The sequence below is a fragment of the Enterobacter cloacae complex sp. AR_0002 genome (assembly GCF_001922365.1).
Lineage (GTDB): Bacteria > Pseudomonadota > Gammaproteobacteria > Enterobacterales > Enterobacteriaceae > Enterobacter > Enterobacter hormaechei_C.
Genome location: NZ_CP018814.1, coordinates 1,123,331 through 1,146,320, shown reverse-complemented (window position 1 = coordinate 1,146,320; position 22,990 = coordinate 1,123,331). Strand labels below are relative to the sequence as shown.

Sequence of the window (22,990 nt, the reverse complement as noted above, 5' to 3'; positions counted from 1 at the left end):
CTATGCTGGTTAATCTTTGCGACTATAAACAGAGCGTGACGCTGATTGCTAACAGCGGCGTGCAGTTTCTCGATTTTGGCTTGACTCCGCAGGACACTGCCAGCAACGGGCGTTTCGTGCGTAAAACGGCAAATGGCCCGCTGTTGCGCCTGGATTTTGATCTGGTTAACGGCCGGTACACGCTGCCTGCCACCGATGGCGGGCAGCCGGAAGTGGTCAAGCCTGAAAGCACCATTCCACTGCATAACTCCCTGAACGTGCTGGACGGCGTCTGGCTGCCGCTCCCTTTCCTGCGCTTTAACCCGCCGCGGACGTTTGTTGATGGCCCGGATAACTGGGCGCGCGTCCAGGTACGAAAGCTTTCCAGGCCCGACGCGGCTGGCAATACGCACCGGGTCACCGTCGCGCTCGACAGCCAGATTGCAGAGCATGCGACGTCTGCGCTGTCGCCGGTTGAAAACGATATCCTTAACGGCACGCGTTTCGCGCTCGCCTGGCGCGACAGTGAGGTTGAGAGTTTCCTTGACCAGACCTGGATTGACGGCTGGCTGCGCGAAGCCTTTACGCAGTTTGCCGACGGGGTTGAAAAACGCTCCGAGCGGGAGCTGCATCAGGCCATGCGCAGCTTTGAATATCAGGCACACTGGCTCAACCTGCTCTCCATGCTCGGGGAACAACTCACCGTGCCGGAAGTGAAGTTTGTCACCCATACCCTGAGCACCCCTGCTATTCCTGTCGATCTGATCCTTGACGTAGGCAACACCCACACCTGCGGCGTGATTATTGAAGATCATGGTGATGCCAACGACGGCCTGCGCCAGACTGCTGAACTTCAGGTACGATCTCTGAGTGAGCCACAGTTCCTGAATGAGCCGCTGTTTACCAGCCGTCTTGAATTTTCCGAAGCGCGTTTTGGCAAGCAGCACTTCTCGGTGGAAAGCGGCCGGGAGGATGCATTCGTCTGGCCGTCCATTGTCCGCGTGGGTGATGAAGCGCGTAAGCTGGCAATGCAGCGTCTGGGCACGGAAGGCAACAGTGGAATTTCCAGCCCGCGTCGCTATCTGTGGGACGAGACGCCGGTAGTGCAGGACTGGCGCTTTAGCCAGATGAACAGCAAAACCCAGCGCGAACCGCTGGCAACTGCGTTTCCGCTGATGAACCTGATGAACGACGACGGGGAACCACTCTTTACGCTGCCGCAGGATGAGCGTCTGCCGGTGTTCTCTCCGCAGTACAGCCGCAGCACCCTGATGACGCACATGCTCTGCGAGCTGCTGGCTCAGGCGCTTGGCCAGATTAACAGCGTGGCCACCCGCTTGCGGCTCGGCTTCCCGGCCTCTCCCCGCCAGCTGCGGACGCTGATCCTCACCCTGCCTTCAGCAATGCCGAAACAGGAGCGCGAGATTTTCCGTCGCCGCATGTTCGAAGCCATCGCCATCGTCTGGAAAGCGATGGGCTGGCACCCGCAGGATGAAGATTTTGCCAGCCGCAAGCAGCAGGAAAAAAGCGTGGTGCCGGTCCCTGAGATCCAGATGGAGTGGGACGAGGCCAGCTGCGGCCAGCTGGTGTGGCTGTATAACGAAGCCATTTCCCATTTCGGTGGCCAGACCGAGGCCTTTTTCGCCTCCCTCGCCCGTCCGGATCGCGCGCCTGAGCCTGGCGTCCTGCCGGGGCGTGCGCTGCGCGTGGCCTCGATTGATATCGGCGGCGGCACGACGGATATGGCCATCACGCACTATCAGTTAGATGATGGTTCCGGAAATAACGTCAAAATCACCCCGCAGCTGCTGTTCCGCGAAGGGTTCAAGGTCGCTGGCGATGATACGCTGCTGGACGTGATCCAGCGCTACGTTCTGCCCGCGCTGCAAACCCAGCTTCAGAAATCCGGCATAGCCGATGCCTCCCAACTGATGGCATCCCTGTTCGGTGATTCCGGGCGGATCGATACCCAGGCGGTCCTGCGCCAGCAGACGGCGCTTCAGCTTTTTATGCCGATAGGTCACGCGATCCTGGCGGCGTGGGAATCGAGCGATGTTGACGATCCGCTGGCCGGGCTGCATGCCACCTTTGGCGACCTGCTTACGCAAAAACCGACGCGCAACGTGATGAATTATCTCCAGCAGGCGATTGACCATGCGTTGCCTGCCGGCTCAGAACACTTTGATCTGTTCAGCGTACCGCTGCACGTCAGCTTTCGGGAGATGCGGGACGCCATGCTGGCGGGTCAGTTCACGCTTGCCGCCCCGCTTCATGCGGTATGTGAGGCGATCTCTCACTACAGCTGCGATATCCTGCTGATCACGGGACGGCCGGGCTGCCTGCCGGGCGTTCAGGCCCTGATTCGCCACCTGCAACCGGTGCCCGTCAACCGCATCGTCTGGCTGGATAAATATCAGGTTCATGAATGGTATCCGTTCAGCCAGCAGGGACGGATCGGCAACCCGAAATCCACCGCTGCGGTAGGAGCGATGCTCTGTAGCCTGGCGCTGGATCTTCGTCTGCCGCGTTTTAACTTTAAAGCAGCGGATATCGGCGCGTACTCTACGGTGCGCTATCTGGGCGTGCTGGATAACACGATCAATACCCTGCGGGACGAGAACGTCTGGTATCACGATATCGACCTCGATAAACCCGGCGCGAAACTGGACGCCCGTCTGCACTTCCCGCTGCGCGGCAACGTTACGCTCGGCTTCCGGCAGCTGGCCAATGCCCGCTGGCCCGCGACGCCGCTCTATACCCTGAGCATCAACTCTGCCGAGCTGGCGAAAGCCATTGCGGGCGACGGCGTACTGAACGTGCGCCTGAAGCTGCGTGGCGGCACTAAGCAGGAAGGTCCGGAATCTTTCGAGCTGAGTGATGCCTGGCTACAGGACGGCACGCCAGTGCCGCCGGATGCCCTAACCTTTAAACTGAATACTCTGGCCGATCGCCGACACAGCGGCAGCCACTACTGGATCGACAGCGGGAGCGTATACCTCAAATGACTGCGACGACTGCCACCACTCAGGCCTTAATCGGGTGGATCAACGAGACGCGACAGCACGCCCCGATGCTGGATAACGAAGCCGACGCCCTGCTTGCCCGCCTTAACGCACTAAGCGCGCGTGAAGAGGCGCTCGATCGCGCACTTGTCAGCCAGGGCAGTATCGGCCTATATGGCCACTCGCAGGCCGCGAAAGCGCACCTGCTGGCTGCCCTGTGCGGCAGCGGGGACGAACGGCTGAACGTAACGCCGGGTCAACGCACGTTTGATTACTTCTCGCATATTAACCCCGGGCATGCACCGACCAACATGGCCGTGCGTTTCAGCAGAGCGTCCCGCGAGGTCGCAGACGACGCGTTTCCCCTGCGCCTGCGCCTGGTAACGGAGGCCGAGCTGGTGCAGCTGTTTATCGCGCGCACCACGCTGGATCCGCAGATCCGCGCGGTGGATAAATCGGTGATTGAAGCACGGCTTGAGAAGTGGCGGGCGCTGCGTCAACCGCAGAGCGTGCCGGGAATGACGGCGCGGGAAGTCGCGACCATAGCCCGATTCTGGCAAAGCGTAGTACCCGGCGCTAAGCAGCATATTGATGATGCCCTGTGGCACCAGTTTGCTCTGCTGGTTCCGTCGCTTGATCTCAGCACCCGCGCCAGCGTCTGGTCTCTGCTGTGGGGTGAGCAGCAGGAGTTAACCCAGCAGTGGCTTAAATTCGCCCAGGTGCTGCATCAAACCAGCCATGCCAGCGCACTTGCGGCGCCGTTGAGTCTGCTGGTGGACAGCTTTGGTCTACCCTGCGAAGGCTTTCTTACTCACGGGGCGTTTACCGTGCCGGAAGCACAGGAAACACTGCTTCATCCGATAAAAAACGGCGAGCTGCTTAACGCCATTAGCCTGCCCGTTGATGTACTGGCATCTCTGACCCGCGAAGTGGTGCTGCCCGTTGAGAACTGCGTGCTGGATAACGTTGACGTCATTGATATTCCGGCCATTCCTGAGGAAAACACGCCGCTGATGATGCAGGCAAAATGCCTGTGGTTGCTGGAGCATTATCGTCAGCACATTCAGCCGGATGTCCTGGTTATCTGCAATGCAACGGCGCATCACCAGCAGACCGCGAAAACGGCAAGGCTCCTGCAAAACTGGGTCAAAGAGACGCAGCCGGTTGAAGAATCCGCGTTGCCGGGGCTGGTCTGGGCCATTACCCCTCATGATGCGCGGTTTACCACAAAGCAGAATCTGGACGAAGCGGTGCAGCAGTTGCTGGGCCAGCCGGGTCTGCGCTGGGGCACGCTTCAGGCGCTCGATAGCCACAGCATGCAGCGAGTGATTGAGTGGCTGTCGCAGGCTACCCTGCCGGCACAGCGCCAGAAGCGTCTCCGCGCGCTGAAAAGGCTGTTACAAGAGTCGCTGTCAACGCTGATGCGCCCATATGTCGCGCCTCTCACTCAGGAGCCAGGCGCAGGGCGGGCAATGGCCGAAAAAATGGTCCGAACGCTGCAAGGCAGTGCCGCTCGTCATGGTGAACTGCTTGAGGGGCTTCTGCCGCCGTTAAACGCGTTTGAGACGCTGCTGACCGTCCACCAGCCTCGTGAGGAACAGGTCAACGGCCTGTTTAACGATGTTATCGATCTGTTTGCGGAAGAGACGCAGGAAAATCCAGGCGCGTTGCAGACCAAAGACAAAGCGCGGCTGGCCCATAACGTGTGGGTTAACCATCTTCGTCAGTGGAGTCGCAACGACGCGGCGGCTGCCCGTCTGGGCCTGGACGCAGAGGTATTACAGCAGATTGCGGATGTGCTGATCGTTACCAGCTATCGGCTGGATCTGCCGCTGCAACTGCAACGCATTGCAGAAAAAGATAAAAGCAGCGCCGCGCAGCTGCATGCCGCGACAGGCAATTTCATTAGCTGGCTTGGCTATGAAATGACGCCCGTTTCTGAACGGCCTGCAAGCCGGATCCGCAAAGGTCAGCCAATTTTTGTGACGCCAGTTGTGAGCAGCGCTTCTCCCCGTCTTACCCGACTTGGCGAGCAGCCTGTCCATGCGGCGACAGCCTATGTTTATGACTGGCTGGTTGCGCTCTACACCCGCGCGATTGAGAACATGGATTATCAGTGCCCGTATGACGTTCAGCCTGCTGCGCGGAAAGCCTTGTCTGCCTTGCTGTCTTAATCATTGCAGCCCGCAGCAATGCGGGCTACCCCTTCATGAGCCGTTTATGAAGCCAGACAAAGCCTGAGCCAACGCTGACGGGTTTTCCCAGGACATTGAATGGCCCGCATCAGGGATAATTTTTACAGCAACGCCGTTTTGTTGCAGGCGAATAAAATCGTCATCAGGCAGGGAGCGCTCACCAAAAACTAACATTACCGGGCAGCTCAATGACAAGAACAGGTGTGCCCAGTCAGGTTTAACGCCCTCGACCAGGCTTGTTGCGCCGCGCCAGACGGCCCAGGGGGCATTGCTTTGAAGGCTTCCAGCCCACGGCGACGTTTCCGCCCGCAGCATGTCATCATAGCCCTGAGCCAGAAAATGTTGTTCCGTTTGGGCCGCAATTGCTCGGCTGAACATCCCGCCACCCGCATGAAAATTGGGTTCAGATACTATCAGGCCCTTAACGCGCGACGTTAACAGTGCTGCCGTTTCGATCGCGATACTCCCCCCCATGCTATGACCATACAGCCAGAGACTATCCAGGGCGAGATGGTTTAACAGTTCAACCACCACCTGCGCCTGTTCGCTCGTGCGATAACGGTAGTTGTCAGGTTTGTCACTGTAACCGCTACCGGGAAGATCGATCAGAATGGCTCTGCGCCCCCCGAAACGGGTATCACAGACAATACGAGGATATTCATACGACGATGCACAGCCCAACCCGTGGATAAACACAACCGGGTCACCGAAACCGGGAAGATCCTGCCAGCGCACAGTGCAGCCTGCTTGCTGCGAATAGAAACTGTTCATAAGCACTCCATGTATGACGGACTGTATATTTATACAGCCTCAATGTATGGAATGCTATGTCTGGATGCCGATTCTGGAAGCGTGCTTCAGAAAAGAGAGATCAACAGGGCAACAGGAAAGCTCATCGGCCAGGTGGAACCCACCAGGAATGCGCTCAACAGGCGAATACGTTTACTATCTTTAGACAGGAACCAGGTGATTAATGCGCAGATGGAGGCCATGATTGCGTAGAACACCAACATCTTTTGATACAACGTCATTCTGTTTACCTGAGCCGAAAAATAACCGCACGCAATATGCGTCATATGTTGACACAGATCAAGTTTTTTCGTTACATCATAACCACTTAAATACTAAGGATAATAACAACTGAGTACCTTGTGTAACAACGCCGGGTAAAGCAAAACGGTTATTATTGATAAGATGCATATTAAATGCACTTATTGATAAATTCATCCCCGCAGAAAGCAGTTTAATAACAGCAGGCTTTTAAGGGAGGAAACATGCTACGCATTCCGCAGAGTTGCATTCACACCCGTTCCACGCCTTTCTGGAACAAAGAAACGGCCCCCGCCGGCATTTTTAAACGTCACCTTGATACGGGCACGCGCCCGGGCGTTTACCCTCGCCTGTCGGTGATGCGTGGCGCAGTGCGTTATCTGGGCTATGCTGATGAATTTACACCTGAGCCTGACAGCGAGCTCGTCATTGAAGCGGGTCGTTTCGGCGTTTTCCCGCCAGAGAGATGGCACCACATTGAGGTGATGACCGACGACACCCTGTTCAATATTGAATTCTTTGTTGAACCTGAGGTGCTTAAGTCCCTTTAAGCGCCCGCTAACATGAAGGAAACTATGATGTTACGTATTCCTGAAAACTTTGTTCATACCCGCTCGACGCCGTTCTGGAATAAAGAGACCGCCCCAAAAGCGCTTTTTACCCATCACAACACCAAAGCCGGCGTGTACGGTCGGTTGTCCGTCATGCAGGGTGCGGTGCGTTACTTTGGCTTTGCCGATGGCGACGCCACCGAGCCCGATCTGGAAGTGGTCATTGAGGCCGGTTCTTTTGGCATCTCCCCACCACAAAAATGGCACCGCATTGAGCTACTGACCGACGACACCTATTTTAATATCGACTTTTTCGCGGATCCTGCCGTCACGCTCAGCGGTGCGGGCATCGGTAAAGTGGTCAACACGCATAAGGAGTAAATAATGGGTAAGGCTACCTATACTGTGACCGTCACCAACAACAGCAACGGCGTGTCAGTGGATTATGAAACAGAAGCGCCAATGGAGCTGTTGATCCCGGACGTCGCGGCAGATGTCGTGAAGGATCTGGTGAACACCGTTCGCGCCTACGATACGGAAAATGAACACGAGGTATGTGGCTGGTAAGCTGAATCGCCCGGCACTGCGCCGGGCATGAGGGTTTAGTGTTTAAACATGACATGTCGGACTACCGTGTAATCCTCAAGTCCGTAGACCGACATATCTTTTCCGTAACCGGATAACTTCATCCCGCCGTGCGGCATTTCGCTCACCAGCATAAAATGGGTATTGACCCAGGTGCAGCCATACTGCAACCGTGCGCTGAGGCGATGGGCGCGTCCGACGTCTTTTGTCCAGACGGACGAGGCCAGGCCGTATTGCGAATCGTTAGCCCAGTTCAGCACCTGCGCTTCATCCTCAAATTCTGTCACGCTGACCACCGGGCCAAACACTTCTCGCTGGACGATCGCATCTTCCTGCTTCGCCCCGGCCAGCAGCGTTGGCTGGAAGTAATATCCTGCCCCCTCTTTTTTACTGCCACCGGTGACGACGCGGATATGTCCAAGGGTTTTGGCCTCGTCCACGGCAGCACAAACGCGGGAAAGATGCGCTGCGGAGCTGAGCGGGCCCAGCTCGGTTGAAGCATCGTCCGGCACGCCCATTTTCAGGCTGGCAACGGCTGCGCCCAGCTTTTCGACCAGCGCGGGGTAAATCCCCTTCTGGGCATAGATACGACAGGCTGCGGTACAATCCTGACCAGCATTGTAGAAACCAAACGTACGCACGCCTTCAACCACGGCATCCAAATCTGCATCGTCAAAGACAATGACCGGCGCTTTTCCGCCCAATTCCATATGGGTACGTTTAACTGAAGATGCGGTATGCCCGATAATATGTTCTCCGGTAGCAATAGAGCCGGTGAGAGAAACCATACGGACTTTTTCGTGGCCGGTCAGCGGATCTCCTACGGTTTTTCCGCGACCAAACAGCACGTTCAGCACGCCTGGAGGGAAGATATCTTTCGCCAGTTCCGCCAGCTTCAGCGCCGTCAACGGGGTGATTTCAGACGGCTTGATGACGACACAGTTTCCCGCCGCCAGCGCGGGCGCCAGCTTCCACGCCGCCATCATCAGAGGATAGTTCCAGGGCGCAATAGAGGCGACAACGCCAACCGGGTCGCGGCGGATCATCGAAGTATGTCCTTCGAGGTATTCTCCGGCAGCCAGCCCGTTCAGGCAGCGGGCGGCCCCGGCAAAGAAGCGAAACACATCGACCACGGCCGGGATCTCGTCCCCCTGGACACAGTGCAGCGGTTTCCCGCAGTTAAGGGATTCCAGATTTGCGAACGCGTCAGCGTTGGCTTCTATCACATCAGCCAGTTTCAACAGACATTCGGCGCGCGTTTTCGGCGTCGTTTGTCCCCACTCTGTAAACGCGCGATCGGCAGCCTGGACGGCAGCGTCCACCTGTGCTTCCGACGCTTCAGCAATCTCCAGCAGCACATCACCCGTGGCAGGATTATAAACCGCCTGCTTCTCACCTTCGCCGGCCACCAGTTCACCATTAATCAGCAATTGATTTTGCATAGCATCGTCCTGTTGAAATCGACATTGTTTTCGCTGTCAGCACACGTTCTGGCGGACATGTACGTGACAACGTCACGTCACCAATCCGCACTCCTTTACTAAAGGTAGACCGCGCGTCATGTCGCTTCAGGAATTTTCATCAAGGTGTGACTGGGTGCAGCATCATTTCGCGGATTACCCCCGCCAGCTGGACGACCGCCTGCTCCTCCCGCTCGCCCCATCCCCATGAGGTATTGAAACGGAAAAACGGTGTCCAGATATTGGAGGTGGAAAACATCTTGCCGGGCGCAATGCTGATTTGATGGGTTAACGCCTTCTCACTCAACCGCCCCGCATCCAGCTGTTCAGGCAGTTCCAGCCATAAAAAGTAGCCGCTGTCGTTATGATGGATTTTGACGCCGGCAGGCATATGGCGCAAAAGCGATTGCCAGGCCTGCTGTTTGCGTTCAGCAAGCGTGCGTCGCAGGCGGCGAAGGTGGGCGTCATAACGTTTGGTCGCCAGGTAATCCACCAGCGCCAGCTGCATGGGAGAACTGGTGGATAACGTACTCATCAGCTGCAACTGCTGAATACGGCGCGCATGTTTTCCCGCCGCCACCCAGCCAATACGAAAACCAGCCACCAGACACTTGGAGAATGAGGAGCAGTGCAACGTCATATCCTGCTTATCCCAGGCCTTTGCCGGAAGCGGCTTTTCGCGGCCAAAGTAGAGTTCGCTGTAAACATCGTCTTCAATCAGCGTGACGTTATGCCGGGTGAGTAAGGCCACCAGCTGAGCTTTCTTCTCTGCACTCAGCGTGAAGCCGAGCGGGTTCTGACTGTTGGTCATCAGCCAGCAGGCTTTCACCGGATAATCTTTTAACGCCTGCTCAAGGGCACTGAGATCGATGCCCTCACGCACGTCAGTGGCAACCGACAGCGCTTTCAGTTTCAGACGTTCAAGCGCCTGGAGTGCGCCATAAAAACAGGGATTTTCAACGATAACCCAGTCCCCTGGTTCAGTCACAGCCTGCAAACTGAGGTTGAGCGCCTCAAGCGCGCCCGCGGTGATCACAATTTCATCCGGGGAGATATTCATTCCCTGCTGAGCGTAGCGACGGGCAATGGCATGACGTAAGTCGACGTTACCCGGCGGCAGGTTTTCGATCACGCTCATGGCGGTAGCCGTTTTGCTGACGTTAGCCAGCGATCGGTTGAGTTGCTGAAGCGGGAAAAGGCGCGGATCGGGAAACGCCGAGGCAAAAGGGACAACGGAGGGGTCGCGGCTGGCCTGTAGCACGTCGAAGATATAGGTGTTAATGTCGACCACTTCATCGCGCATCACCTGCGCGGGCGGTGCAGGCTGGTGTGGGGTCGGGCGGGCGGCAACGTAATAGCCTGACTGCGGTCTGGCAACAATGCGCCCCTGACTTTCCAGCATCTGATACGCGTGGCCCACGGTCATAAAACTCATGCCGCTGCTTGCCACCTGCTCTCGCAGAGAAGGCAGCTTATCGCCCGGCAACCATACGCCAAGCTCAATCTGCGAGATAATTTGTTGCGCCAGACGCTGGTATTTTTTCATCAGATTCTCCTTATTGCTGACAGTGTATATCAGCAGGAGAAAAAGAGAAGATTTTGCTAACTGTTATGGGAAACGCGGCAGATTACTTGCGGTACTCAGTAATGTGATTCTGAGCCGAACGCGCTGCGGCCAGGTGGTCGAGCGTGATCATTGGCGATTTGCAGAAAATGCATTTCGCGCCGAACGGGTTTTTGTCAGACACATCAAAAGCTGAGGTGCGGTACTGCGAGCCATGACAGCATGGGCAGCGGAAATGGATATAAGAAGTCATAGGATTCTCCTGTAAACGTAAAAACGTAAATTACTCATGAGCCGATCAGGCAAAAAATGGTTCGATACAAAACTAATCGGAATGTAGATAAAGACCCAAGAGAGGCTGCGGAGAGGCACAACGTGATGAGAACTGCTTTATAAAACTACGTCAGATATTTATTTGGATTCAAAACCAGAAATCCATTAACGCATGTTGCTGGCGACAAAGCAAGCTGTTTAATGCATAATAATCATAAAAAGAAATTTTTTATTCTTACTTGTTAGCTATATCAGCCAGATAAAGTTCACCTTTTCACACAACTGTTATAGATAAATTATCAATTTCTGCTTCTGATATCTCATTCCCCCCCTCTTTATCATAACAGTACACCGTTTAACATTGAGGCAATGCATGTTTGGTCCAGATGCGTTTCATCTTGCGCGAATACAGTTCGCCTTTACCGTATCCTTTCATATTATTTTTCCGGCGATAACCATTGGCCTGGCGAGCTATCTCGCCGTGCTGGAAGGGCTGTGGCTGAGAACAAAAAATCCCGTCTGGCGATCGCTGTACCATTTCTGGTCAAAGATCTTCGCCGTCAACTTTGGGATGGGCGTGGTCTCCGGCCTGGTGATGGCTTATCAGTTTGGCACCAACTGGAGCGGGTTTTCGCAGTTCGCGGGCAGTATTACCGGCCCCCTGCTGACCTATGAAGTGCTTACCGCGTTCTTCCTTGAGGCGGGGTTCCTCGGGGTGATGTTGTTTGGCTGGAATAAGGTCGGGCCGGGGCTGCACTTCTTTTCGACATGCATGGTCGCACTGGGGACCCTCATGTCTACGTTCTGGATCCTCTCGTCAAACAGCTGGATGCAGACACCGCAAGGGTATGAAATCATCAACGGTCAGGTCGTTCCGGTGGACTGGTTTGCCGTGGTGTTTAACCCCTCCTTCCCTTACCGCCTGCTGCACATGTCGATAGCGGCATTTCTCAGCAGCGCACTGTTTGTTGGTGCCTCCGCGGCCTGGCATTTGCTGCGCGGAAACAATACCCCCGCTATTCGCACTATGTTCTCCATGGCGTTGTGGATGACGTTAATCGTGGCCCCAGTCCAGGCGCTGGTGGGGGATATGCACGGGCTTAATACCTTAAAACACCAGCCAGCGAAAATAGCCGCCATCGAAGGTCACTGGGAGAATCCGCCGGGTGAGCCTACTCCACTGCTGCTGTTTGGCTGGCCGGATATGGAGCAGGAACGGACCCGTTTTGGCCTGGAAATTCCCGCTCTCGGCAGCCTGATCCTGACCCACAGTCTCGATAAACAGGTTCCGGCATTGAAGGAGTTCCCAAAAGAAGATCGCCCGAACGCCACCATTGTCTTCTGGTCTTTCCGCATCATGGCCGGCCTGGGGATGTTGATGCTGCTCCTGGGCGTGACGGCAATCTGGCTGCGTTACAAACAGCGCCTTTATACATCACGTTCCTTCCTGTGGTTTGCCCTGCTGATGGGACCGTCCGGGCTGATCGCGATCCTCGCCGGATGGGTAACAACGGAGGTCGGCCGCCAGCCGTGGGTCGTCTATGGACTACAGCGTACGAAGGATGCGGTTTCCGCGCATGGCGATCTGCACATGAGCATCAGTTTGCTGGCCTTCTTCGTGGTTTATACCGCGGTATTCGGCGTGGGTTACAGCTATATGGTGCGTCTGATTAAAAAAGGGCCGCAGCCCCATGAATCCTTCGCAACTGAATCCGATGGCCGCCCTGCTCGTCCGCTTTCTGCCGTCACCACTGAATTTAAGGAGTAACCGTAATGGGTATCGATCTTTCCATTATCTGGTTCGTGATTATCGTTTTCGCCACGTTGATGTATATCGTGATGGACGGTTTTGATCTGGGGATAGGCATCCTGTTTCCGGCAACGCCGAATGCGGACGACCGCGACGTGATGGTCAACAGCGTGGCTCCCGTCTGGGATGGCAACGAAACCTGGCTGGTGCTTGGCGGTGCGGCCCTGTTTGGCGCCTTTCCTCTCGCCTATGCGGTTATCATCGACGCGCTAACCATTCCACTGACAATAATGCTGATCGGGCTTATATTTCGTGGGGTCGCCTTCGAATTTCGCTTCAAGGCCACTCCGGCGCACCGCCCGTTCTGGGATAAGGCCTTTATTGGCGGGTCAATTGTGGCGACCTTCAGCCAGGGCATCACCGTCGGTGCGGTCATCCAGGGGTTCAGCGTCACCGGTCGAGCTTACAGCGGTGGTCCGTTTGACTGGTTTACCGCGTTCAATTTTTTCTGCGGAGCGGGTCTTGTGGTGGCTTACGCGCTGTTAGGATCAACGTGGCTGGTAATGAAAAGCGAAAATGCCCTGCAAAAGCGGATGCGTCAGCTATCGAAAGTGCTTCTGCCCCTGCTTCTGGTATTCATTGCGATAATCAGTATCTGGACCCCTCTCGCCCAACCAGCCATTGCTGCGCGCTGGTTTACTCTGCCGAATCTGTTTTATCTGCTGCCTGTTCCTGCGCTGGTTGCGATCCTGAGTCTATGCCAGTGGCGCTGCCTGCACGATCCTGCGAGCCATACCCTGCCGTTTATCATGACGTTAGGGCTGGTTTTTCTTGGCTTTAGCGGGCTTGGGATCAGCATCTGGCCACATATCATCCCGCCGGACATTACCCTCTGGCAGGCCGCTGCGCCAGCCCAAAGCCAGGGCTTTATGTTAGTGGGTGCACTGTTGATCATTCCCGTGATTCTGGTCTACACCTTCTGGAGTTATTACGTTTTTCGCGGAAAAGTACAGCATGGGGAGGGTTATCACTGATGCAACAACCTGTATGGAAACGTTTGATGTGGCTTGCCATCATCTGGGGCGGCAGCGTCCTGGCGCTGGCCTGCGTAAGTTTGCTCTTTAAAATGCTGATGGCCGCAGCTGGATTTAAATCGCACTAACTCGCTGACCGGGCGCGCCGCCGCCCGGTCCCTTCCCGCACTTTCAGATAAACCCCATTAACACCCAGGAGGGTATGGTTACACTGAAAAAATATTTACAGCATTGATAGTTTGAGTAGAAAAATGAAAAAGCTCGCGGCAGTAAGTTTAATCAACCTTGTACTGGCTGGATGCGTTAATCCTGGTAAAGCCTCCGTTCAGACCGATCAGTTAGAGAATCACCGTTTCGTTCTTGAAAATGTGGATGGCAAAGCAGTCAAAGGCGGGAAAACGCAGCCTGACATTCGCTTCAGTGCGCAACCCAATATCAGCCTGATCAACAACATTGTCGTCTCCGGCACAATGTGCAACGGCTTCAACGGCCAGGGTAAACTGTCCGAAGGAGAGTTGACGGTCAAAACGCTGGCAATGACGCGGAAACTCTGCACCGAGCCGCAGCTAAATGAACTGGATCAGACCATCGCCGATATGCTACGCACAGGCGCACAGGTAGACCTGACCGAAGACCAGTTAACGCTGGCGACAGCCAATAAGACATTGATGTTTAAGCGAGTTGAATAACTCAGTAGCTTCCGCACGAACCAACGGCAAGCGACTGCTCACTACAGCGTTTGCCATTTGGCAACGCGCACATGCCGATGGCTGAGCCGTCGAGCTGACGGGCAACGGAGAGTGAACCGCCGATCATTGCGCAGTTGGCCTGACCTGAACTGGACATAGCCGCTCGCATACCCGGCGTAACGTGTGCCGCTGTCGCCTGCTGTACTGGTTCATTGCTGCATGCCGACAACAGTAACGCGGCACATCCGACCCAAAATGCTGAACGCATACCTTCCTCCCCATAATTAACGCGAAACCTATGCATAATAGGCATCACGCGCCGCATCGTCGAGAGCGGATGTGCGTATTTATGCGCCCTGGTAACAATTTCTCGCAATTTTTTAACGCGAATAGCCTTCGAGTCATTGATACAGCGCATACCAAGGACACAAAAGCGAAAATCGTAAAACCTGAGCTTTGCTAAAATACACAGATAATATTCAGGGTCTGTCGTCGTTTTACAGACCCCTCTTTTTGCGCAATGTAAGGGTGTTGTCCTATGCAAACTATTGACGGCAATGGTGCAGTCGCGTCTGTTGCGTTTCGTACCAGCGAAGTGATCGCCATCTACCCCATCACTCCCAGCTCCACGATGGCTGAACAGGCTGACGCCTGGGCTGGTAATGGGATAAAAAACGTCTGGGGCGATGTCCCGCGGGTTGTTGAGATGCAGTCCGAAGCCGGGGCCATTGCCACCGTGCATGGTGCGTTGCAGACCGGTGCCCTGTCGACCTCGTTTACGTCGTCTCAGGGGCTGCTGTTGATGATCCCCACGCTTTACAAGCTGGCAGGGCAATTAACGCCGTTTGTGTTGCACGTTGCCGCACGCACCGTAGCCACTCACGCTCTCTCTATTTTTGGCGACCACTCAGACGTGATGGCCGTGCGTCAGACCGGCTGCGCTATGCTCTGCGCCAGCAGCGTACAGGAAGCACAGGACTTCGCGCTGATATCGCATATCGCTACGCTGAAAAGCCGAGTGCCATTTATTCATTTCTTCGATGGTTTTCGCACGTCCCACGAGATCAACAAAATCGTTCCACTGCCGGACGACACCATTCTGAATCTGCTGCCGCAGGCTGACATCGATGCGCATCGCGCTCGCGCCCTCAATCCGGAACATCCGGTGATCCGGGGTACCTCTGCGAACCCGGATACCTATTTCCAGTCCCGCGAGGCGACAAACCCGTGGTACAACGCGGTGTATGAGCACGTTGAACAGGCGATGGACGATTTTGCCGCTGCGACGGGCCGCGAATATAAGCCGTTTGAATATTACGGTCATCCGCAGGCCGAGCGCGTGATCGTCCTGATGGGCTCTGCCATCGGCACCTGCGAAGAGGTGGTCGATGAGCTGCTGACGCGTGGTGAAAAAGTTGGCGTGCTCAAAGTTCGCCTCTACCGTCCCTTCTCAGCGAAACACCTGCTCGCAGCCCTGCCGGACAGCGCGCGTGCCGTGGCAGTACTGGACCGCACCAAAGAACCTGGCGCACAGGCTGAGCCACTTTATCTGGATGTAATGACCGCACTGGCTGAGGCGTTTAACCGCGGTGAGCGCGAAACGCTGCCGCGCGTCATTGGCGGGCGTTATGGATTGTCTTCAAAAGAGTTCGGGCCGGAGTGCGTCCTTGCGGTATTTGCTGAACTGCGCGAGGCAAAACCGAAGCCGCGCTTTACGGTCGGCATTTATGATGACGTGACTAACCTTTCTCTCCCTTTGCCGGAAAACAACCTGCCCTCGAATGCGAAACTGGAAGCGCTTTTCTACGGTCTGGGCAGCGACGGCAGCGTCTCGGCGACCAAGAACAACATCAAAATTATCGGCAACTCTACGCCGTGGTATGCGCAAGGATATTTCGTCTACGACTCCAAAAAAGCGGGCGGACTGACCGTCTCCCACCTGCGCGTCAGCGAACACCCGATCCGCTCGGCATACCTGATTTCTCAGGCGGATTTTGTTGGCTGTCACCAGCTCCAGTTCATTGATAAATATCAGATGGCCGAGCGCCTGAAGCCTGGCGGTATTTTCCTGATCAACACCCCTTACAGCGCCGACGAGGTCTGGGCACGCCTGCCCCAGGAAGTGCAGGCAGTGCTTAACCAGAAACAGGCGCGCCTGTATGTCATTAACGCCGCGAAGATCGCCCGCGAATGCGGCCTGGCGGCGCGCATCAATACGGTTATGCAGATGGCGTTCTTCCACCTGACCAATATTCTGCCGGGCGACAGCGCGCTGATGGAACTCCAGGGGGCGATCGCCAAAAGCTACAGCAGCAAAGGTCAGGAACTGGTTGAGCGCAACTGGCAGGCGCTGGCGCTGGCCCGCGAATCGCTGTTCGAGGTGCCGTTGCAGCCGGTCAATGCCAGCAGTCCGAACCGCCCGCCAGTGGTGTCTGACGCCGCCCCGGATTTCGTCAAAACCGTCACGGCGGCGATGCTTGCCGGACTGGGAGACACCCTTCCCGTCTCTGCGCTTCCGCCTGACGGCACCTGGCCGATGGGCACGACCCGCTGGGAAAAACGCAACATTGCCGAAGCGATCCCTATCTGGAAAGAAGAGCTGTGCACCCAGTGCAACCACTGCGTGGCGGCCTGCCCGCACTCGGCTATTCGCGCCAAAGTGGTGTCACCAGAAGCGTTAGATGGCGCACCGGAAAGTTTGCACTCGCTGGATGTAAAATCCCGCGATATGCGTGGTCAGAAATATGTTCTTCAGGTGGCGCCGGAAGACTGTACCGGCTGTAACCTGTGCGTCGAGGTGTGCCCGGCGAAAGATCGTCAGGACCCGTCAATCAAAGCCATCAATATGATGTCGCGTCTTGAACATGTTGAAGAAGAGAAAGTGAATTATGATTTCTTCCTCGACCTGCCCGAAATCGATCGCAACAAGCTGGAACGCATTGACATTCGTACCTCGCAGCTCATCACCCCGCTCTTCGAGTACTCCGGGGCGTGCTCCGGCTGCGGCGAAACACCGTATATCAAACTGCTTACCCAGCTTTACGGCGACCGGATGCTGATTGCCAACGCGACGGGCTGCTCGTCGATCTACGGAGGTAACCTGCCGTCCACGCCGTACACTACCGACGCAAACGGTCGCGGCCCGGCGTGGGCAAACTCGCTTTTCGAGGACAACGCAGAATTTGGTCTGGGATTCCGTCTGACGGTCGATCAGCACCGCGCCCGCATAATGCGTCTGCTGGCACAGTTTGCCGATAAGATCCCGGCAGAACTGAATGATGCCCTGCATGCGGAGGCCACACCTGACGTTCGTCGCGCGCAGGTTGCTGAACTGCGCCACGCGCTTCAGGGTGTTGAAGGGGCTGAACAACTCCTGACTGATGCTGACGCGTTGGTTGAAAAATCTATCTGGCTGATCGGCGGCGACGGGTGGGCCTACGATATTGGTTTCGGTGGTCTTGATCATGTCCTGAGCCTGACCGAAAACGTCAATATTCTGGTGCTCGATACTCAGTGTTATTCCAACACCGGCGGACAGGCCTCGAAAGCAACGCCATTGGGAGCGGTCACGAAATTTGGTGAGCACGGCAAGCGCAAGGCGCGTAAAGATTTGGGCGTCAGCATGATGATGTATGGGCACGTCTACGTCGCGCAAATTTCGCTTGGGGCGCAGCTCAACCAGACGGTGAAAGCCATTCAGGAAGCCAGGCCCGTCGCTGATCATCGCCTACAGTCCGTGTGAGGAGCATGGCTACGATCTGGCACTCAGCCACGACCAGATGCGTCAGCTCACCGCAACCGGCTTCTGGCCACTGTACCGCTTTGACCCGCGCCGTGCCGATGAAGGGAAATTGCCGCTGGCGCTGGATTCGCGTCCGCCGTCAGACGCCCTTGCCGAAACCTTACTTCAGGAGCAGCGTTTCCGCAGGCTGAACGCCCAGCAGCCTGAAGTAGCAGAGCAGCTATGGAAGGATGCGGCAGCGGATCTTCAGAAGCGTTATGACTTTCTGGCGCAACTGGCAGGAAAAGCCGAAAAATCGACCAGTGAATAACCTGTATGCCCGGCTTGTCCGGGCATTTTTTTGCTATAAAAAAGCCCGATGCACGTGCACCGGGCGAATCCAGAAGATCGGTGAAAATTGCCTCAATGTTCTGAACAATATTCACGTGAATTATGGATGAAATAATCTTAAAGGCATATAACGGCGTGGAGATTACCTTGTTTTCCTCGTAATTAATAATTTTTATTTTGTATTGATTATAATAATCCATTCATGACGTTTATCATTATTTCAACCGCATCATTTAGTTTAGATTTTACTTAACCCGTAACAATTATATTTTATTCATCCGCCGCCAGAGTGATTTAGCATGGGACACCTTTCCAGCCCGGAAAGTTCACTAAGCAATAAAAAATAACTGCAAAGGAATAATCAAAATGCAAAGAAAAGTACTGGCACTGATGATCCCCGCTTTGTTAATGGCTGGAGCCGCTCACGCAGCTGAAATTTATAATAAAGACGGCAATAAACTGGATCTGTATGGCAAAGTAGATGGTCTGCATTATTTCTCTGACGACGCGTCTAAAGATGGCGATCAAACCTATATGCGTCTGGGTTTTAAAGGTGAAACCCAAATCAATGACATGATGACCGGCTTCGCCCAATGGGAATACAACATTCAGGCAAACAACACCGAAGGTTCTGACAATCAGTCCTGGACGCGTCTGGCCTTCGCGGGCGTGAAGGTGGGCGATTACGGCTCCTTCGATTACGGCCGCAACTATGGCGTCCTGTACGACGTTGAAGGCTGGACCGATATGCTGCCAGAATTTGGTGGCGACTCTTATACTTATGCCGATAACTTTATGACCGGTCGTGCAAACGGCGTGGCGACCTACCGTAACACCGACTTCTTTGGTCTGGTGCAGGGTCTGAACTTCGCGGTGCAGTATCAGGGTAATAATGAAGGTAATAACTGCGACGAGAATTTCTGCTCTACCAATGAAGGGACCAACAACGGTCGTGATACACGTCATGAAAATGGTGACGGTTACGGTATATCCGCAACCTACGATTTCGGCATGGGCTTCAGCGCAGGTGCAGCATATACTTCATCTGACCGTACCAACGATCAGGTAAATTACACTACTGCGGGCGGCGATACTGCGGATGCATGGACCGCAGGTCTGAAATACGATGCCAACAACATTTATCTGGCGGCAATGTATTCCGAAACCCGCAATATGACGCCGTACGGCGACAATGCAGATGCGGTGGCAAACAAAACCCAGAACTTCGAAGTCACCGCACAATATCAGTTCGATTTCGGTCTGCGTCCGGCCATTTCCTATTTACAGTCTAAAGGTAAAGACCTGGGCAATGGCCAGGACGATAAAGACCTGGTAAAATATGCTGACGTCGGTGCTACCTATTATTTCAACAAAAACATGTCCACCTATGTTGATTACAAAATCAACCTGCTGGATGAAGATGATTCATTCTACAAAAACAATGGCATCGGTACGGATGACATTGTAGCGTTGGGTCTGGTTTACCAGTTCTAATCCCGTTAGCCCGCAGCGATCTGCGGGCTAGTTTTCATCGCTGTTTCGTCTGTTCTTTACGGAAAGAGAGATAGCCAAATACCCCGCTGTCGCCATCCATAGGGTGATTTACTCCATCCATTACCGCCACTTCCGGGAAGTCGAATGGCGTGACATTTTCCAGACAGGCGACATTCACACCATATTCATTGGGATTGGAACGTCGTTGGTGGAACGTGTAAATACCGCAAATCGAACAGAAGAAATGGCGCGCCGTGCCGGTGTTGAAACGGTACTCTGTGAGCGTGTCCGCGCCCTGCGTCACCTTAATGCCCGTCAAAGGCGCTGAAACCACGACCGCCCCACGCATCCTGCAAAACGAGCAGCTGCATCGACGTGCGGTATTCAGGCCGTCCGTCAGCTCAACCGTAAATTTCACCGCCCCACAATGACACTGTGCATGACGAATGTCAGCCATCGCTTATACCCCTTTTCTCACTAACTCAGCCGCTTTTAAAAAGACCTCATCTTCGACACCATCCCCCTTCTGCCTGCCGAGCCTTACCAGCTCATCGACAATACTTTCACGATTGATGATCTTCTGGGATGAAACCAGCCCGATAACGGCGGCACCAATCGCCAGCCCAACTAATCCTGTCTGCTCGTCTTTATTTTTCATAGAAGCGCTCCCTTGTCCCCCTCAAAAGCGTAGCAGGAGAACTGTAAAACGCGCTGGTACGCGGGAATGAAATCCGTGCTTTATCTCACCCGTTCATCCGGCAAAAAAGGGATGGATTCTGAGCGGTTATCAGACGACGTTGATGAGGATAACGTGAATAGCGGTGCGCGTAGAGAGGCCGTAATGGGTGTTAAAACCGCCTTCGTAAAGGCGGTTGGTCATTACTCTGGATCTTTATCGCCTGATTCAGGCGCTGAGCCAGGATCATCTTTCGGTTTTCTTCCATCCTTGTCCGGGTTATCCGGGCTGGGATTATAATCAGGATGGTCACCATGAACGGGACGGTCAGTCATTTTCACCTCCGTTTTTACTGCGTAAGCTGTAAGTGTAGACAACCCTTCAGTCTTAACCAAACTTCTCCTGTGGGGCTCATTTGTAAATCGTGCTGGCATTCGGCGCTGCAATCCGTACCATACACGACACACTTTCGCATGCTGGTTTTTACCGGTAGCCGCAAACCCGTCTTTTATCGCTAACCAGATGGGGCACGTAAATGCGCAGATGGTGTATGAAATCTATGCTACATGGATAGAAGAGATGAACACGAAGCTGACGCTTTGAAATCGTTTTCCTCACCCTGTGCCCCATTTGAGATCTGAGTAACGAATAGATGCAAGAAAATCAAGAGATTAACAAGAAAGAACAGTACAACCTGAATAAGCTACGCTGATTTTGTTAACTCATTGATTGCTTTCGTTTTGTCAATTTATTCAATTAGTTAAAGCATAGCAGTTTCTCCCTAAAGCTACCCAGTAATACATTTTTAATGCCCTTTTTTTGCCCCTATTCCTCAGTTTTGCCCCTAAATTTGCCCCTAACTTTAGCCAGTGTGCCCTCCTTTTTCTCCCTGCCATATACTTTCAGTCTGACTGACTGGAAGTTTCTATGTGTGGACGTTTTGCACAAGCCCAAACCCGTGAAGAATATCTTGCTTACCTGGCCGATGAAGCCGATCGTGACATTGCCTATGACCCGGAACCTATTGGCCGGTACAACGTCGCGCCTGGAACCAAGGTTCTGCTGTTGAGCGAACGCGACGAACAACTGCACCTCGATCCGGTGCTCTGGGGTTAAGCGCCCGGGTGGTGGGATAAGCCGCCACTGATTAACGCGCGCGTCGAAACCGCGGCCACCAGCCGAATGTTCAAACCTCTTTGGCAGCATGGCCGGGCGATCTGTTTTGCTGATGGCTGGTTCGAATGGAAAAAGGAAGGAGACAAGAAACAGCCCTACTTCATTCACCGCGCCGACGGCCAACCCATTATCATGGCAACGATCGGCAGCACGCCTTTCGAACGTGGAGATGAAGCAGAGGGATTTCTGATTGTGACGTCTGCAGCTGATAAAGGACTGGTCGACATTCACGACCGCCGCCCCTTGGTTCTGTCTGCAGAAGCGGCACGTGAGTGGATGCGTCAGGACCTAGGCGGTAAAGAAGCTGAAGTGATAGCAGCCGACGGCGCTGTGCCAGCCGACAAGTTTATCTGGCACGCCGTGACGCGTGCCATGGGGAATGTGAAAAACCAGGGTCCGGAGCTAGTCAAGGCATCAAAATAGTAAGGTCAAAAGAAATCTGTCATGTTCGAAATGAGCGAAATGCGGACATTATGACTTTATCACTCTCTACAAAAGTTGAACTTAATATTCATGACATAAGTCTCTTCAGCGAAGACTTTAAAGCATCTAGAAAGACAGTAACGCGGCATGGCAGGTAGCGCTTTGTCGGAAACAGCGCCCATATTGCCAGCATGTGGCAATCCGCATCACTAAGTGATATTTCGACGAGTTCTCCGGTTGCCAGTTCAGAGTGAATATCTGCTTTTGTTAGTTGTGCCAGGCCCGCTCCGGCCTTACACATACTTCGGACACCTTCTACATTGTTACAAATGAACCGTGGCTCAAATAAATGACTGAGTAGGTTCCCATCTTTCACAAATGTCCACTGAGACACCATTGCCGTTCTCAAACACTGATGATTGGTCAGTTCTGCCAGAGTGGTGGGAATCCCGTGCTGGGACAGATAAGCAGGTGAGGCACAGAGGACCCGGGGGTTGCTGCTGAGCCTGTGGGCAATCAGGTTCGAATCCCTGAGCGGGGCAACCCTGATGGCCACATCGTACCCCTGACCCACGATATCCACCAAGTCATCACTGAGGTTGAGATCGATTTTCATCTTTGGATTCCGTTCCATGAGGTCAGGCAGCAGGGGAAGTATGTAACACCGGCCGATGCCGGAGGGTGCCGTGATCTTCAGCAGGCCTGACGCCCCGCCAGCGTCCTCGCTGAACATAATCCGTGCGCCCTGCTCTGCTTCCATCATGGTTCTGGCATAGGGAAGAAATTCTTCACCCTCGCTGGTCAGCGACACCGCGCGGGTCGTGCGCTGAAACAGACGCGCGCCTAAATCCTTTTCCAGCTGGGCGAGATGTCGCGACACGCTCATCGCGCTCATGCCAAGCCTGCGCCCGACCTGAGAAAGATTGCAGGTTTCCGCAAGAACGATGAACAGTTCGACGTCACGAAGATTCATTTTATCTATTTCCGTTATACAGTGATGCATTTCTTACCAGTATA

At 54.5% G+C, this 22,990-nt stretch carries 20 protein-coding genes and 3 pseudogenes; 13 read left to right on the top strand and 10 right to left on the bottom strand.

Going from position 1 to position 22,990, the window contains the following annotated elements; all coding sequences use genetic code 11:
- The first annotated feature begins 2 nt into the window (after positions 1-2).
- On the top strand, positions 3-2,984 hold the full coding sequence (locus AM329_RS05705; protein ID WP_032609285.1) for a virulence factor SrfB: 2,982 nt from the start codon (positions 3-5) through the stop codon (positions 2,982-2,984).
- The gene (locus tag AM329_RS05700; RefSeq protein ID WP_032609286.1) at positions 2,981-5,155 is read left to right on the top strand and encodes a virulence factor SrfC family protein; all 2,175 of its coding nucleotides are present in this window, start codon (positions 2,981-2,983) and stop codon (positions 5,153-5,155) included. The genes AM329_RS05705 and AM329_RS05700 overlap by 4 nt, the downstream gene beginning before the upstream one ends.
- A gap of 33 nt (positions 5,156-5,188) precedes the next feature.
- Here the strand turns inward: AM329_RS05700 and AM329_RS05695 are convergent, their stop codons facing one another.
- Positions 5,189-5,947, bottom strand: coding sequence for an alpha/beta fold hydrolase (locus tag AM329_RS05695; protein WP_017382270.1), 759 nt, complete (start codon positions 5,945-5,947; stop codon positions 5,189-5,191).
- Between the two features lie 86 nt (positions 5,948-6,033).
- Positions 6,034-6,207, bottom strand: a complete 174-nt coding sequence (locus AM329_RS05690; RefSeq protein WP_032609288.1) for a GhoT/OrtT family toxin — start codon at positions 6,205-6,207, stop codon at positions 6,034-6,036.
- Positions 6,208-6,450: 243 nt separating this feature from the next.
- On the opposite strand from AM329_RS05690, the gene AM329_RS05685 reads away from it, so the two are divergent.
- From AM329_RS05685 to AM329_RS05675, 3 genes are read left to right on the top strand one after another with little or no spacing between them, the layout of a single operon-like run.
- The gene (locus AM329_RS05685) at positions 6,451-6,777 is read left to right on the top strand and encodes a DUF1971 domain-containing protein (RefSeq protein WP_015570441.1); all 327 of its coding nucleotides are present in this window, start codon (positions 6,451-6,453) and stop codon (positions 6,775-6,777) included.
- Between the two features lie 27 nt (positions 6,778-6,804).
- A complete protein-coding gene (locus AM329_RS05680; protein WP_003856958.1) occupies positions 6,805-7,158 on the top strand; it encodes a DUF1971 domain-containing protein in 354 nt (117 codons plus the stop codon).
- Positions 7,159-7,161: 3 nt separating this feature from the next.
- Positions 7,162-7,344 (top strand): DUF1869 domain-containing protein, encoded by a 183-nt coding sequence (locus AM329_RS05675; protein WP_003856955.1) that lies wholly within the window; start codon positions 7,162-7,164, stop codon positions 7,342-7,344.
- Between the two features lie 35 nt (positions 7,345-7,379).
- On the opposite strand, the gene patD is transcribed toward AM329_RS05675, so the two are convergent.
- From patD to AM329_RS05660, 3 genes are all read right to left on the bottom strand, one after another.
- Positions 7,380-8,804 carry an aminobutyraldehyde dehydrogenase gene (gene patD / locus AM329_RS05670; protein WP_032609292.1) on the bottom strand — a complete coding sequence of 475 codons (1,425 nt, stop codon included), beginning with the start codon at positions 8,802-8,804 and terminating at the stop codon, positions 7,380-7,382.
- Between the two features lie 139 nt (positions 8,805-8,943).
- Positions 8,944-10,368, bottom strand: coding sequence for a PLP-dependent aminotransferase family protein (locus AM329_RS05665; RefSeq protein ID WP_032609294.1), 1,425 nt, complete (start codon positions 10,366-10,368; stop codon positions 8,944-8,946).
- An 82-nt stretch (positions 10,369-10,450) separates the two neighbouring features.
- Positions 10,451-10,639: a hypothetical protein gene (locus AM329_RS05660; protein WP_003856945.1), complete on the bottom strand. Its 189-nt coding sequence runs from the start codon at positions 10,637-10,639 to the stop codon at positions 10,451-10,453.
- Positions 10,640-11,032: 393 nt separating this feature from the next.
- Here AM329_RS05660 and AM329_RS05655 point away from each other — a divergent pair, with 393 nt between their 5' ends.
- The 4 genes from AM329_RS05655 to hslJ all read left to right on the top strand — a co-directional run bounded on the left by AM329_RS05655 (position 11,033) and on the right by hslJ (position 14,132).
- Positions 11,033-12,427 carry a cytochrome ubiquinol oxidase subunit I gene (locus AM329_RS05655; RefSeq protein WP_003856944.1) on the top strand — a complete coding sequence of 465 codons (1,395 nt, stop codon included), beginning with the start codon at positions 11,033-11,035 and terminating at the stop codon, positions 12,425-12,427.
- A 5-nt stretch (positions 12,428-12,432) separates the two neighbouring features.
- The gene (gene cydB, locus AM329_RS05650) at positions 12,433-13,443 is read left to right on the top strand and encodes a cytochrome d ubiquinol oxidase subunit II (RefSeq protein WP_023314215.1); all 1,011 of its coding nucleotides are present in this window, start codon (positions 12,433-12,435) and stop codon (positions 13,441-13,443) included.
- Entirely contained in the window at positions 13,443-13,571 is a 129-nt protein-coding gene (locus AM329_RS05645) for a DUF2474 domain-containing protein (protein ID WP_032609296.1), read from the top strand. Before cydB ends, AM329_RS05645 begins: the two co-directional genes overlap by 1 nt.
- 123 nt (positions 13,572-13,694) lie before the next feature.
- Positions 13,695-14,132: a heat shock protein HslJ gene (gene hslJ / locus AM329_RS05640; protein WP_032609299.1), complete on the top strand. Its 438-nt coding sequence runs from the start codon at positions 13,695-13,697 to the stop codon at positions 14,130-14,132.
- 1 nt (position 14,133) lies between these two features.
- Here hslJ and AM329_RS05635 read toward each other — a convergent pair whose 3' ends face one another.
- Complete coding sequence (locus AM329_RS05635; RefSeq protein WP_003856935.1) at positions 14,134-14,400, bottom strand: DUF333 domain-containing protein; 267 nt, start codon at positions 14,398-14,400, stop codon at positions 14,134-14,136.
- Positions 14,401-14,670: 270 nt separating this feature from the next.
- Between AM329_RS05635 and nifJ the strand changes: the two are divergent.
- Together nifJ and ompC are read left to right on the top strand one after the other, a co-directional pair.
- A pseudogene (nifJ, locus tag AM329_RS05630) lies at positions 14,671-18,184 on the top strand (pyruvate:ferredoxin (flavodoxin) oxidoreductase).
- 386 nt (positions 18,185-18,570) lie between these two features.
- Positions 18,571-19,698, top strand: a complete 1,128-nt coding sequence (ompC, locus tag AM329_RS05625; protein ID WP_017382260.1) for a porin OmpC — start codon at positions 18,571-18,573, stop codon at positions 19,696-19,698.
- Positions 19,699-19,732: 34 nt separating this feature from the next.
- On the opposite strand, the gene AM329_RS05620 is transcribed toward ompC, so the two are convergent.
- The 3 genes from AM329_RS05620 to AM329_RS26250 all read right to left on the bottom strand — a co-directional run bounded on the left by AM329_RS05620 (position 19,733) and on the right by AM329_RS26250 (position 20,709).
- Positions 19,733-20,155 carry a GFA family protein gene (locus tag AM329_RS05620; RefSeq protein ID WP_022651250.1) on the bottom strand — a complete coding sequence of 141 codons (423 nt, stop codon included), beginning with the start codon at positions 20,153-20,155 and terminating at the stop codon, positions 19,733-19,735.
- Positions 20,156-20,158: 3 nt separating this feature from the next.
- Positions 20,159-20,356 carry a hypothetical protein gene (locus tag AM329_RS05615; RefSeq protein WP_003856931.1) on the bottom strand — a complete coding sequence of 66 codons (198 nt, stop codon included), beginning with the start codon at positions 20,354-20,356 and terminating at the stop codon, positions 20,159-20,161.
- Between the two features lie 221 nt (positions 20,357-20,577).
- The gene (locus AM329_RS26250; protein ID WP_255344478.1) at positions 20,578-20,709 is read right to left on the bottom strand and encodes a hypothetical protein; all 132 of its coding nucleotides are present in this window, start codon (positions 20,707-20,709) and stop codon (positions 20,578-20,580) included.
- A 70-nt stretch (positions 20,710-20,779) separates the two neighbouring features.
- On the opposite strand from AM329_RS26250, the pseudogene AM329_RS05610 reads away from it, so the two are divergent.
- A pseudogene (locus AM329_RS05610) lies at positions 20,780-20,977 on the top strand (tyrosine-type recombinase/integrase); the annotation flags it as partial.
- 324 nt (positions 20,978-21,301) lie between these two features.
- Positions 21,302-21,973, top strand: a pseudogene (locus AM329_RS05605) (SOS response-associated peptidase).
- A gap of 88 nt (positions 21,974-22,061) precedes the next feature.
- On the opposite strand, the gene AM329_RS05600 reads toward AM329_RS05605, so the two are convergent.
- Positions 22,062-22,946, bottom strand: a complete 885-nt coding sequence (locus tag AM329_RS05600; RefSeq protein ID WP_032609302.1) for a LysR family transcriptional regulator — start codon at positions 22,944-22,946, stop codon at positions 22,062-22,064.
- Between the last annotated feature and the right edge of the window lie 44 nt (positions 22,947-22,990).